Origin of the sequence: Variovorax sp. efr-133-TYG-130 (assembly GCF_030208835.1) — a bacterium.
GTDB lineage: Bacteria > Pseudomonadota > Gammaproteobacteria > Burkholderiales > Burkholderiaceae_C > Variovorax.
The window spans coordinates 92,632-105,031 of the sequence record NZ_JARVTD010000018.1 but is presented as its reverse complement, the minus strand read 5'-3'; the positions used below and the strand labels follow the sequence as shown (position 1 = coordinate 105,031).

The 12,400-nt window shown below is 68.0% G+C and carries 13 protein-coding genes; 9 read left to right on the top strand and 4 right to left on the bottom strand.

Annotated features, from left to right (window positions below):
• Nucleotides 1-77: 77 nt before the first annotated feature.
• Nucleotides 78-308, bottom strand: coding sequence for a twin transmembrane helix small protein (locus tag QRN67_RS18260; RefSeq protein WP_081269924.1), 231 nt, complete (start codon nt 306-308; stop codon nt 78-80).
• Nucleotides 309-335: 27 nt separating this feature from the next.
• Between QRN67_RS18260 and QRN67_RS18255 the strand changes: the two genes are divergently transcribed.
• Genes QRN67_RS18255 through QRN67_RS18230 form a run of 6 tightly spaced genes read left to right on the top strand, consistent with a single transcriptional unit; the run spans nt 336 to nt 5,515 of the window.
• Nucleotides 336-1,208, top strand: a complete 873-nt coding sequence (locus QRN67_RS18255; protein ID WP_285412987.1) for an SURF1 family protein — start codon at nt 336-338, stop codon at nt 1,206-1,208.
• Entirely contained in the window at nt 1,195-1,875 is a 681-nt protein-coding gene (locus tag QRN67_RS18250) for a redox-active disulfide-containing membrane protein (protein ID WP_285412986.1), read from the top strand. Before QRN67_RS18255 ends, QRN67_RS18250 begins: the two co-directional genes overlap by 14 nt.
• A 33-nt stretch (nt 1,876-1,908) precedes the next feature.
• Entirely contained in the window at nt 1,909-3,144 is a 1,236-nt protein-coding gene (locus QRN67_RS18245; protein WP_285412985.1) for a COX15/CtaA family protein, read from the top strand.
• Nucleotides 3,141-4,046: a heme o synthase gene (gene cyoE / locus QRN67_RS18240; protein ID WP_081269920.1), complete on the top strand. Its 906-nt coding sequence runs from the start codon at nt 3,141-3,143 to the stop codon at nt 4,044-4,046. The genes QRN67_RS18245 and cyoE overlap by 4 nt, the downstream gene beginning before the upstream one ends.
• 13 nt (nt 4,047-4,059) lie before the next feature.
• Nucleotides 4,060-4,677, top strand: a complete 618-nt coding sequence (locus QRN67_RS18235; protein WP_081269919.1) for an SCO family protein — start codon at nt 4,060-4,062, stop codon at nt 4,675-4,677.
• Nucleotides 4,678-4,690: 13 nt separating this feature from the next.
• On the top strand, nt 4,691-5,515 hold the full coding sequence (locus tag QRN67_RS18230; protein ID WP_285412984.1) for a DNA alkylation repair protein: 825 nt from the start codon (nt 4,691-4,693) through the stop codon (nt 5,513-5,515).
• 48 nt (nt 5,516-5,563) lie between these two features.
• Here QRN67_RS18230 and rpoH read toward each other — a convergent pair whose 3' ends face one another.
• Entirely contained in the window at nt 5,564-6,505 is a 942-nt protein-coding gene (gene rpoH, locus QRN67_RS18225; RefSeq protein WP_081269917.1) for an RNA polymerase sigma factor RpoH, read from the bottom strand.
• A 98-nt stretch (nt 6,506-6,603) separates the two neighbouring features.
• On the bottom strand, nt 6,604-7,068 hold the full coding sequence (locus QRN67_RS18220; protein ID WP_285412983.1) for an Mpo1 family 2-hydroxy fatty acid dioxygenase: 465 nt from the start codon (nt 7,066-7,068) through the stop codon (nt 6,604-6,606).
• Between the two features lie 185 nt (nt 7,069-7,253).
• Between QRN67_RS18220 and QRN67_RS18215 the strand changes: the two genes are divergently transcribed.
• The 3 genes from QRN67_RS18215 (at nt 7,254) to QRN67_RS18205 (ending at nt 10,997) form a co-directional block, all read left to right on the top strand.
• Nucleotides 7,254-7,979, top strand: a complete 726-nt coding sequence (locus QRN67_RS18215) for a response regulator transcription factor (protein WP_285412981.1) — start codon at nt 7,254-7,256, stop codon at nt 7,977-7,979.
• A 46-nt stretch (nt 7,980-8,025) separates the two neighbouring features.
• Nucleotides 8,026-9,792, top strand: a complete 1,767-nt coding sequence (locus QRN67_RS18210; RefSeq protein ID WP_285413011.1) for an ATP-binding response regulator — start codon at nt 8,026-8,028, stop codon at nt 9,790-9,792.
• A gap of 194 nt (nt 9,793-9,986) precedes the next feature.
• Nucleotides 9,987-10,997: a hypothetical protein gene (locus QRN67_RS18205; RefSeq protein WP_285412979.1), complete on the top strand. Its 1,011-nt coding sequence runs from the start codon at nt 9,987-9,989 to the stop codon at nt 10,995-10,997.
• A 94-nt stretch (nt 10,998-11,091) separates the two neighbouring features.
• Here the strand turns inward: QRN67_RS18205 and ftsY are convergent, their stop codons facing one another.
• Nucleotides 11,092-12,375 carry a signal recognition particle-docking protein FtsY gene (gene ftsY, locus QRN67_RS18200; protein ID WP_285412976.1) on the bottom strand — a complete coding sequence of 428 codons (1,284 nt, stop codon included), beginning with the start codon at nt 12,373-12,375 and terminating at the stop codon, nt 11,092-11,094.
• Between the last annotated feature and the right edge of the window lie 25 nt (nt 12,376-12,400).

Sequence of the window (12,400 nt, the reverse complement as noted above, 5' to 3'; positions counted from 1 at the left end):
AAGCACCTCGCGGCATTCCACAAAAAAGGCGCCGGAAGGCGCCTTTTTCATGGTTCTCGTGGAACGAGCACCACCTGCTACTTGCCGAGCGGGAGCCCGGTGGGCTGGATGTAGCCGAGTTTCCAGGCGAGCAGCATGCAGAGGAACAAAAATACCGAGAGCCCGATCCGAAAGGTGAGGGCGCGCGCCATGCCGCCGCTCTTGGCGCGCCCGTTGCGCCCGTCCTTCAGCATGAAGAACAGGGCAAACGCGAGGCTCGCGAAGATGCCCACGAACACCAGGGCGACGAAATATTTCATGACCCGCATTATCGGCCGCACGCCCCGCTTCCTCCAGTGACTCCCCAACCCCTGTATTCCGAAGACCGGCGCCGCCCCGGTCGTTTCTGGCTGGTCACCGTCGCCGCCGTGCTGACGCTGGCGGCCACCGTTTCGCTGGGCCGCTGGCAGCTCTCGCGCGCCGCGCAGAAAGAGGCGCTCCAAGCCAGCATCGAGGCCCAGAAGCAGAAGCCGCCGCTCACCCAGGCCGAGTTCCTGGCGCTGCAGCAGCCTTCCGATGAACTGCATCGCCCCGTGCGCCTGCGCGGCCTCTGGCTCACGCCGCAGACCGTGTACCTCGACAACCGCCAGATGCATGGCGTGCCCGGCTTCTACGTGCTGACGCCGTTCGCGCTCGAGGGCACCGAGCAGACGGTGATGGTCCAGCGCGGCTGGGTGCAGCGCAACTTCGTCGATCGCACGAAGCTGGGCGCTGTCGACACGCCGGCCGGCATCGTCGAGGTGACGGGCCTGCTCGAGCCGCCCCCGAGCCACCTGCTGGAGCTGGGCACGCCCGCCCCCGCGCCCGCCGCACCGACAGCGGCGCCCGCAACGGCAGCGGCACCGGAAGCCCCCGCGCCGGCCGCGCCCGCCGCGCCGACACCGGCCGTCGAAGGGTATTCGCCCATCCGGCAAAATCTCGACCTGGAGGCCTTCCGCGCCGAGACCAAGATGCCGCTGCGTACCGACGTGTCGCTGCAGCAGACCGGGCCGGCCTCCGAGGGCTTGCAGCGAGACTGGCCGGCCCCGGCGCTGGGCCTCGAGAGGCACTACGGTTACGCATTCCAGTGGTTCGGCCTGTCGGCCCTCGTCGTCATCCTCTATGTCTGGTTCCAATTCATCACACCCTTCCGCCGCGCGAGACGCCGCGCACGCGATGGCCGCTTCTGACGAGCCGCTGGGCCTGACGGTCCATTCGATGCCGTCGCCGAACCAGGCGCTCGACGGCGCCGAGGGCCGGCGCACGGTCGTCGGGCGCTGGAAGATGATCGCGGTGATGCTGATGTGCGCGGCGCCGGTCATCGCCTCGTACTTCACCTACTACGTGATCCGGCCGGAGGGGCGCAGCGTCTACGGCGAGCTGATCGACCCGCAGCGCGAGCTGCCGAAGGTCATCGCCACCGATCGCAACGGCGCACCGGTCGACCTGGCCACCCTCAAAGGCCAGTGGCTGCTGGTCGCGGTGGCCGACGCCGCCTGCGATGCGCTGTGCGAGCAGCAGCTCTACCTGCAGCGGCAACTGCGCGAAAGCCTGGGCCGCGAAAAAGACCGCATGGACCGCGTCTGGCTGGTGAGCGACGCCGCGCCCGTGCCCGAGCGGCTGAACAACGGCCTGCACGGCGCGACCGTGCTGCGCGTGCCTGCCGACGAACTGGCCAGGTGGCTGGTGCCCGTGTCGGGCCACACGCTGGCCGAACACCTCTACGTGGTCGACCCGATGGGCCACTGGATGATGCGTTTCCCCGCGCGCATGGACGCCGCTGGCGCCAGCCGCGCCAAGCGCGACCTCGACCGCCTGCTGCGCGCCTCGGCGTCGTGGGACAAGCCGGACCGCTGACGGGCCGGCAGCAAGACAGGCAAGCAGCACAGCATGGACACGACGAGCTCGCTCTACGACCTCACGCCGATCGCGTGGCTCATGGCCGCGGGCGTGCTGATCGCGCTCGGCCCGCTGCTCTGGGTCTGGCGGCGCAACGCGGGCGCAGGCCCGGCGCGCCGGCTGCATGCGCTGACCGTTCTCACGCTGTTCCTGACTTTCGACCTGACCCTGTTCGGCGCCTTCACTCGTCTCACCGATTCGGGCCTGGGCTGCCCCGACTGGCCCGGCTGCTACGGCAACGCCAGTCCGCACGGTGCGCGCCACGAGATCGCGATGGCGCAGAGTGCGCAGCCGACCGGTCCGGTCACGCATGGCAAGGCCTGGGTCGAGATGGTTCACCGATACCTGGCAACGGGCGTCGGCGTGCTGATCCTCACGCTCGCAGGCGCGACCTGGATCGCGCGCCGCCGCCAGCGCCGCGCGCCACAGCAGTCGTCATCTTCCGAGGACGGTGATCACCACACCACGCTCAGCGCCTGGTGGCCGGCCTTCACCCTGGTGTGGGTCTGCCTGCAGGGCGCCTTCGGCGCGCTCACCGTCACCTGGAAGCTGTTCCCCGCGATCGTCACGCTGCATCTGCTGGGCGCCGTGGTGCTGCTGGCGCTGCTCTGCATCCAGGCCGTGCATTACCGGCAGGCGGCCGCGCGCCGGCTGCCGACGCCGGTGTCGCCGGCACTGCGCAACGGCCTCATCGCGACCACCGTGCTGCTGGTGCTGCAGATCGCGCTCGGCGGCTGGGTCAGCACCAACTATGCGGTGCTCGCATGCACGCAGTTCCCGACCTGCCAGGACAGCTGGTGGCCGCCGATGAACTTCGCGCAGGGCTTCGAGATCTGGCGTCACCTCGGCGTGACCGGCGAAGGCCAGCCGCTAGACTTTTCAGCGCTCACCGCCATCCACTATGCGCACCGGCTGATGGCGTACGCCGTGTTCGCCGCGCTCGGCGTGCTGGCATGGCGCCTGCGCCGCATCGACACGCTGAAACCGCAAGCGCGCTGGCTGGCGGGTCTTGCGTTGCTGCAACTGGCCACGGGCCTGGGCAACGTGCTGCTCGGCTGGCCGCTGGCGGCGGCCGTGCTGCACACCGGGGGCGCCGCGGCGCTGGCCGTGGTGCTGACGTGGGCCCTGTGCGAGAGCCGGCGCGCCGTTTCCGAGGCACGCGTGGCGCGCGCCAGTGACAATGCAACCGGTCGCGACAACAACAACCAGAGGAAGGCCGCCGCGTGAGTACCCCGATTTCCGTTCAGCAGAGCAGCACCGCCAACGTGCTGCGCCAGTTCTACGCGCTGACCAAGCCGCGCGTGGTTCAGCTGATCGTGTTCTGCGCCCTCATCGGCATGGTGCTGGCCGTGCCCGGCATGCCGTCGTGGGCCGACGTGCAGCGCGGCGCGCTGGCCTGCATCGGCATCTGGCTGGTGGCGGGGGCGGCGGCGGCTTTCAACTGCCTGGTCGAGAAGGGCATCGACGCCAAGATGAAGCGCACCGCGTGGCGTCCCACCGCGCGCGGCCAGCTCAGCGACCTGCAGGCGCTGGTCTTCTCGGCGGTGCTGTGCGCCGTCGGTTCGGCGCTGCTGTGGTTCACGGTCAATCCGCTGACCATGTGGCTGACCTTTGCCACCTTCGTCGGCTATGCGGTGATCTACACCGTGATCCTCAAGCCGCTGACGCCGCAGAACATCGTGATCGGCGGAGCATCGGGCGCCATGCCGCCGGTGCTGGGCTGGGCCGCGATGACGGGCGACGTGGGCCCGGAGGCGCTGATCCTTTTCCTCATCATCTTCCTGTGGACGCCGCCGCACTTCTGGGCGCTGGCGCTCTACCGCGTCGAGGACTACCGCAAGGCGGGCCTGCCGATGCTGCCCGTCACGCACGGCAACGAGTTCACGCGGCTGCAGGTGCTGCTGTACACCTTCATCCTGTTCGCGGCCTGCCTGATGCCCTTCATCTACGGCATGAGCGGCTGGCTGTACCTGGCGGTGGCCGTGGCGGTGAGCATCGGCTTCACCGGCTATGCGTTCGCTCTGTGGCGCAACTACTCCGACACCCTGGCGCGAAAGACCTTCCGCTTCTCGCTGATCCACCTGAGCGTGCTGTTCCTGGCGCTGCTCGTCGATCACTACATCCATTGAACACGTCTTTTCCATGAACAAGCGGAACGCTCTCAGATTGATCGCCGGAAGCGCCGGCTGGGTGGGCGTTGCCGCGACCCTGGGCCTGGGGCTTTCCGCCTGCAGCGAACAGAAGCAGAGCTTCAATGCGGTGGACATCACCGGTGCCGACTACGCGAAAGACTTCTCGCTGAAAGATGCCGACGGCAAGGTCCGCACCATGGCCGACTTCAAGGGCAAGGTGGTCGTGATGTTCTTCGGCTACGCGCAGTGCCCCGACGTCTGCCCGACCACCATGACCGAGATGGCGCAGGTCAAGCAGCAGCTCGGCAAGGACGGCGACAAGCTGCAGGTGCTGTTCGTCACCGTCGATCCGGCGCGCGACACGGCCGAGGTGCTCAAGGCCTACATGGGCGCGTTCGACCCGAGCTTCGTGGCGCTGATTCCGACCGCCGACGAACTGGCCGCGCTCGCGAAGGACTACAAGGTCTACTACAAGAAGGTCGAGGGCAAGACGCCGACCAGCTATTCGATGGACCACTCGGCCGCCAGCTACGTGTACGACACCCAGGGCCGCCTGCGGCTCTACGCACGCTATGGTGCGGGCGTGCCGGCCATGGTGTCGGACCTGAAAACCCTGCTCGCTTCCTGAGCGGGGCCGGCGAATGGATGCCATGGGCTCGGTCGAGCACTTGAAGGCGCGCAAGGGCGCCTTCCGAATCGCGCTGATTCCGCCGGAGGTGCTGAGCGCGCTCAACGACGGGCTGCTCGAGACCGTCAACCTCAACGAATTCATGGCGCTGGAGCTGCCGCAACTGGCGCGCAGCGTGGCAGGGCACATCGGGCTCGACGCGCAGAGCGAGCGGCTGGCCGATACGCTCGCGATGCTGGCGGCGTTCAAGCCGATGCAGCGGCACGGGCACATCGCCCGCGCGCTCTACGACCTCGCTGCGCTGCACGCCGAGCGCGACGCCGTCGCCCACCGGCTGGCCACGCACGCGAGCGACGTGGCGCGCTGCTGGGCCGCGCAGTGGGTCACGCTCTCGGGCCTGCCGCTGCCGCAGCAACTGGAGGCCGTGCGGCGCTTTGCCGCCGATCCGCACTTCGGCGTGCGCGAGATCGCATGGATGGCGGTGCGCGACGCGGTCATCGCCTCGCTCGACGAAGCACTCGCGCTGCTGCAGCCCTGGGTGTTCGATGCCGACCCCAACATCCGCCGTTTTGCCAGCGAACTCACGCGGCCGCGCGGCGTGTGGTGCGCGCAGATCGAGGCGCTCAAGACCGAGCCCTGGCTCGCGCTGCCGCTGCTGGAGCCGCTGCGCGCCGATCCGAGCCGCTACGTGCAGAACTCGGTGGCCAACTGGCTCAACGATGCGAGCAAGAGCCAGGGCGAATGGGTCGACCGGCTCTGCGCGCGGTGGCTGGCCGAATCGGACACGCCCGAGACCCGCTACATCGCTAAACGGGCGATGCGTACGCTCTCCAAATGAAAAAAGCCCGGGTGACCGGGCTTTTTTCATTCTGGGAAGAGAGGAGGCTTACGCGTAGTCCGCGAGGGCCTTCTTCATCTTCTTCATGGCAGCGACTTCGATCTGGCGAATGCGCTCGGCGCTCACGCCATACACGTCCGCCAGGTCGTGCAGCGTCATGCCGCCTGAGCCGTCGTCGTTCACCTTGAGCCAGCGCTCCTCGACGATGCGGCGGCTGCGGTCGTCCAGCGCTTCGAGCGCCGTGGCGATGCCGTCGCTCGACAGGCGGTCGCGCTGCTGCGATTCGAGCAGGGCGGTCGGCTCCTGCGTGGCGTCGGCCAGGTAGGCGATGGGCCCGAAGGCTTCTTCGCCGTCGTCCGACGGGCCCGGGTCGAGCATGACGTCGCCGCCCGACAGGCGGGTTTCCATCTCGAGCACTTCTTCAGGCTTGACGTTGAGCCGGGTCGCCATCTGCGACACCTCGTCGGGGCTCAGCGTGTCGCGGTGCGTGCCGTTGTCGGCCGCGGCCGAGTCGGCCTTGAAGCCTTGCTTCATCGAGCGCAGGTTGAAGAACAGCTTGCGCTGGGCCTTGGTCGTCGCGACCTTGACCATGCGCCAGTTCTTCAGGATGTACTCGTGGATTTCGGCCTTGATCCAGTGCATGGCGTAGCTCACGAGCCGCACGCCCTGGTCGGGGTCGAAACGCTTCACGGCCTTCATCAGGCCGACGTTGCCTTCCTGGATCAGGTCGCCGTGCGGCAGCCCGTAGCCCAGGTATTGGCGGGAGATGGAGACCACGAGGCGCAGGTGCGACAGCACGAGCGCGCCGGCGGATTCGAGGTCATTGTGGTCGCGCAACTTGCGAGCGAAGCCCTGCTCTTCTTCGAGCGTGAGCAACGGCAGGCGGTTGGCGGCCGAAATGTAAGCATCCAGGTTGCCCAGCGGGGGAACCATCGACCAGGGGTTGGCGACGGCCAGCTGGTTGGCAGAGACTCCGGACAGGGTTGTCATCAGGGGAAACTCCTTTGTGTTGGCCATATTAGCACTCGGTTAGAGGGAGTGCTAAACCAAGGGTTCCCTTGAGTTTCTATCGCGCCGATAGCCCCAGGCTACCAGCGTATGCCTAGCTTGAGAAAGAGCTTCGACAGAACGAACAGCGGGCCGACCCAGAGGTATTGGATGTCTTCGAAGAACGAAGGTTTCTTGCCTTCCAGCTTGTGGCCCACGAACTGAAAGATCCAGGCCACTACAAAGATAGCGGCCGAAATCGGCAATACAAGGCCGCCCATCGCATGGACCAGCGCCAGTGCGATGGCGGTCAGCACGGCCATGGTGAGCAGGAAGGCGGGCGCCCGCAGCAGGGCGTAGTACACGAGGCTGGCCGCCACGAACACGTATGCCACCCATGGGTGGATGGCGAACAGCAGCCCGACGATGCTCAGCATGATGGCCGGGATGGCCACGAAATGGATCAGTTCGTTGGTCGGGTTCCGGTGGCTCTCCTCGTAGTGGGCGAGCAGCCGGTCGACCTTGCGATCGCTCGATTCGAGCGGGGCGGCGGCGGTGTGCGTCATGGCGTGTCTCCGTGGGCGCCGTTCGATGCGGCGGGACTTCGATGGTGCACACGGAAAAGCCCGATGGCAAGAGCGCTTCCGATGCGTATTTGCTATCAAAAAAGTAGCTTGAAAGCATTACAGGTGCACGCACAGAATGACTTTGGGCACTTTCATCGCGCCGTCGCGCCGCTAAGATCAAGCGCGTGGCTTCCCTCGACACCTCATCCACGCCCCCGCATCCGGCCGCCGAGGCCGGCACGCCCGCCGCCAACCCTGCACCCACCGCGATCCTCGTCGTGGACGACCACGACCTGCTGCGCCTCGGCGTCTGCGCGCTGGTCCAGGCGCAGGCGGCGTCCTCCGGCGCAAGCATCGAGGTTTTCGAGGCCGGCAACGTGGCCGACGCGCTGGTGCTCTACGAAAACCACCGGGCGTCCATCGGCCTCGTGCTGCTCGACCTGGCGCTGCCCGACACGCGCGGCCTGAGCGGCCTGGCCGACTTCCGCCAGCGCTTTCCCGACGCGCGCATCGTGGTGCTCTCGGGCACCGGAAACAGCACGCTGGCGCAGGGCGTGCTGGCGCTGGGCGCGGCCGCCTTCCTGCCCAAGTCGGCCGACCTGAAGGAAGTGGTGAGCTTCATCCGCGCCTGCGGCCTGCTCGACCCCTCGGCGCCCGGCGCCGCCGAACCCCCGCCGCCGGCCTTTTCCAGGCCGCTCGCCGGCCATGCCGAATTCCCCCATGCCAGCGCCTGGCAGGAACTCACGCCGCGCCAGATGCAGGTGCTGCAATGGGTGCTCGAAGGCAAGGCGAACAAGGAAATCGCGCAGCTTGCGAACCTGAGCGAAGGCACCGTGAAGAACCACGTCTCGACCATCCTGCTGCTGTTCGGCATGCGATCGCGTGCCCAGCTGATCAGCACCCTGCACTGATTTGAGCGCACCGACCGTGGCGCCGAGCGAGCCGTCCGCCGACTACATGCTCGGCCAGCGGGTGCTGCGCGAGAGCATCGCCTCGGTCTACAGCACCTACATCGTCTCGACGCTGACGCACATGGCGTTCGTGCTGGTGTTCGGCGCCATCATCTATTCGCAGCTGAAAGACCCGAGCCTGCTGTTCTGGCTCGCCGCGCTGCTGATCGCCGACATCTACGTGCTCTTCACCCCGCGCTGGACGCCCGAGCGGCCGGCGCGCGAAAGCGCCTACTGGGCGCGCAAGATCTCGCGCATGGTCACGCTGGTGAGCATGGTCACCGCCGTGGTGCCCTGGCTCATCGTGCCGCACGAAAACCTGCCCATGACGTCGCTGCTGATGGCCGTGATCGTCGGCAGCTGCGCCCGCGCGGCCCAGTCGCTCTGGCCGCTGAAGCCGGCGCTGTTCGGCTACACGATGCCGATGTCGCTGGGCATGATCACCGCGCTCGCCTGGCAGGGCGACGGCCTGCACCTCTTCCTGGCGGCGGCCGGCGCCGCCTACCTGCTCCTGACGCTGCATGCGGGCGTCGGCCAGCACAAGCTGCTCACCGAGTCGCTCCTGCTGCGCTTCGAGAACGAGGCGCTTGCCGCACGGCTCGGCGAGCAGATTGCCGCCACCGAACGCGCCAGCGAAGAAAAGACGCGTTTTCTCGGCGCCGCCAGCCACGACCTGCGCCAGCCGCTGCACGCCATCGCGCTGTTCGGCGCCGCGCTCGAAAACGAACTGCGCGACCGCCCGGAGCGCCGCAATGCCGAGCGCCTGATGCGCGCGGTGAATGCGCTGGGCGCATCGCTCGACACCATGCTCGACGTCTCGCGGCTCGACGCGGGTGTGGTCACGCCGGCGCCGCAGCCGGTGCAGCTCGACGCGCTGTTCCTGCCGCTCAACCACACCTTCGCGGCCCGGGCCGAACACAAGCAGCTGCAACTGCGCGTGCTCGCCAGCGGCCTGTGGGTGCACAGCGATCCGCAACTGCTGCACCGCATGCTGTCCAACCTGATGGACAACGCGCTGAAATACACGGCACGCGGCGGCGTGACCGTGACGGCGCGCGACCGCGGCGAAACCGTGTGGATCGAGGTGCGCGACAGCGGCATCGGCATCGCGCCCGAACAGTCGAGCCGGATCTTCGAGGAGTTCTATCAGATCAACAATCCGGGCCGCGACCGTTCGCGCGGGCTGGGCATCGGGCTGTCGATCGTGCAGCGGCTGTCGCGGCTGCTCGGCCATCCGGTGCAGATGCATTCGCGGCCGGGGCGCGGCACATTTTTCCGCGTGGTGGTGCCTGCGGTGAAGGCGCCGGCACGGTCGGCGGCCGCATCGGCGTCCGTCGCGGGGGCCGCATCGGCGCTGCGTGGCGGCAACCCCGAGTCCGCGTTGCCCGGGCGCGTGCTGCTGCTCGACGACGAACTTGAAATCCGCGAGGCCATGGTGGGGCTGCTGCGCTCCCATGCCGTCGATGCGCATGCCGTCGACAGCGAGGAAGCCGCGGCCGAGGCATTGAAGCAGGCCGCCGCCGAAGGGCGTCCCTTCGATCTGCTGCTGTGCGACTACCGGCTGGCCGACGGCGCGGACGGGCTCGACGCCGGCTTGCGCCTGAGCCAGGCCGCGAACCAGGGCACAACGGCCACGCCGCTGCTGCTCATCACCGGCGAAACCTCGCCGGACCGGCTGAAGCGCGTGCGCGAATCGCGCGTGCCGGTGCTGTTCAAGCCGGTGGCCGCCGAATCGCTTCTGCGCGCGATGGCGGAACTTGCGGCGGCCCGGTAGCCGATCCGATTTTTGAACCTATTGGTATTAATTGAGTGCCAATGGCATCTGTAGCCGACAGATGAAATGACTTTCGGCACTGGCGAATACCGTGGTTGCGCTTTAACTTAGCGGGGCACTGGCGACTCGGACACCCCGTCCGAGTCCTCTTGCCAGAGCGCTCACAACACATGGATTCCGGAGGTTTTTCCCCAATGAAGTTCAGACTCGCGGCGGTAGCCGCAGCAGTCGCGGCGACGCTTGCCCTGGCGGCTTGCGGTGGCGGCGGCAACGATGGCAGCAGCTTTGCGCCCATCGGCGTGCTCCCGCCTCCCGCTCCCGCTCCCGCTCCCGCTCCGCCGCCCGCGGAGCCCCCTGCGCCAGCCCCTGCGCCCGCGCCCGCGCCGGCCACCAGCACCTTCCTGTACGAGCAGGTGCCGTATCCGGCGGATGGCGCGGCTTTCCTGAACGACCTCAACACCGAAGGTGCGAAGGGCTACAGGTTCCTCGGCGCGTTGACGGCGGCCCAGTCCGGTGCCGGCGCCAACGTCTATTACAAGACCGGCGACATCACCTACGTCTACGAGACGAAGGCGACGCCGGCGGACGCGGATGCCTTCCTAGCCCAGGCCAACGAAGCGGGCGGGCGCGGCTATCGCTGGGCCGGCGCGAGCAGCGTGAACAACGTGCCGGTGATGATCTACCGCAAGGACAGCGGCACCAGCGCCACCTACACCTACCGCACCGAGGCCGCGGCGGCCAGCAGGTCCGACTTCATCGCCCGTGGCAACGCGCAGGGCGCGGAGGGCTACTTCAATACCGCGCCGGCCTACGGGTTCGGCTCGGCGATGGTCGCGGTCTTCGAGAAAAGCTCGGTCGGCAATTCCACGTTCGCCTATGAAGTGAAAGACGACGCATCCGACGTCGGCGCGACCCTGGCGCAGTTCGAGGAGGCGGGCGCTCGCGGCTTCCGCTTCAGGGGGCCGTACAGCTTCGGGAACATCTTCGCCAAGGACCTTTCGCAGTCCAGCACATTCACCTACCAGGCGCTGGTTCCGAAGGACACGCTGGCAGCGGAGATCGAGCAGTCGAACACGCTGGGCGCGACCGGCTTCGCCCTCATCGGCCCGATGATCGTGAACTCGCAGACGCGCAACTACTACTACAAGGCCAGCAATTGCACGGGGCCCGCCCTGTGCATGCCGACATCGCCGTTCGGTCTCTGACCCGGCGAGGGGGGAGAAGAGAGGAAAAGAAGAAAAGAGAAACGGCCCCGGTGCAAGCCGGGGCCGTTTTTTTATGGGTGGGGCACGGACCGCGTCAGCCGAGCAGCGCCTGCGCGAACTCACGCGCGTCGAAGGTCTCCAGGTCTTCCAGCTTCTCGCCCACGCCGATGAAGTACACCGGGATCGGCCTTTCGCGCGCAATGGCGCACAGCACGCCGCCCTTGGCCGTGCCGTCGAGCTTGGTGACGATCAGGCCCGTGAGGCCCAGCGTCTCGTCGAAGGCCCTGACCTGCGCGAGCGCGTTCTGGCCCGTGTTGCCGTCGATCACCAGCAGCACCTCGTGCGGCGCCGTGGCGTCGGCCTTGGTGACGACGCGCTTGATCTTCTTGAGCTCGTCCATCAGGTGCAGCTGCGTCGGCAGGCGGCCGGCCGTGTCGACCAGCACCACGTCCTTGCCGCGCGCCTTGCCGGCATTCACCGCGTCGAAGCTCACGGCGGAGGGGTCGCCGCCCTCGTTGCTCACGATCTCGACCGTGTTGCGGTCGGCCCAGACCAGCAATTGCTCGCGTGCGGCAGCCCGGAAGGTGTCGGCCGCGGCCAGCAGCACCGAGGCGCCTTCGGTGGCCAGGTGCTTGGTGAGCTTGCCGATGGACGTGGTCTTGCCCGCTCCGTTGACGCCGGCCACCATGATGACGGTGGGCGTGAACTGGCCGATGACCAGCGGCTTCTCCAGCGGCTTGAGCAGGTCGGCGATCGCCTCGGCCAGCAGGACCTTGACCTGGGCCGCGTCGGTGGCCATCTGGCGCTTGACGCGGCCGCGCAGGTCTTCGAGCAGGTACTCGGTCGCCTTGACGCCGGTGTCGGCCATCAGCAGGGCGGACTCGAGCTCTTCATAGAGCGCGTCGTCGATCTGGGCGTTGACGAAGACGGCCTGGATGCCAGTGCCGGTCTTGCGCAGGCCGGTCTTGAGCTTGTCGAGCCAGCTCTTGCGCTCGGGGACCGCCGGCGCCGAGGCGGCCGGGGAGGGAGCCGGGACGGGGGCAGGCGCGGGAGCTGGCGCGGGAGCGAAGACGGGCGCCAGTGCCGCAGGCGGAGCGGCCACCACCGGGGCTGGCGCCGGCGCCGCGACGACCGGCGCAGGGGCGGCCGGTGCCGGTGCAGGTGCTGGTGCCGGAGCGGGCGTTGGAGCAGGGGCCGGCGCAGGCGCAGGCGCCGCAGGCGCTTCCTCCGCCGCAGGCTTCGAGCCGAACCAGCTCGAAGGCGAGAACATCGAGCGCGTGGGCGCGGGCTCCGGGGCGGGCGCTGGCGCGGCGGCCGGAGGGGGCGCCGGCGCGACCGGGGCATCGGCAGGCGGTTTTTTCTTGAAGAAACTGAACATCAGGAGCTTTTTACAATCCGACCCA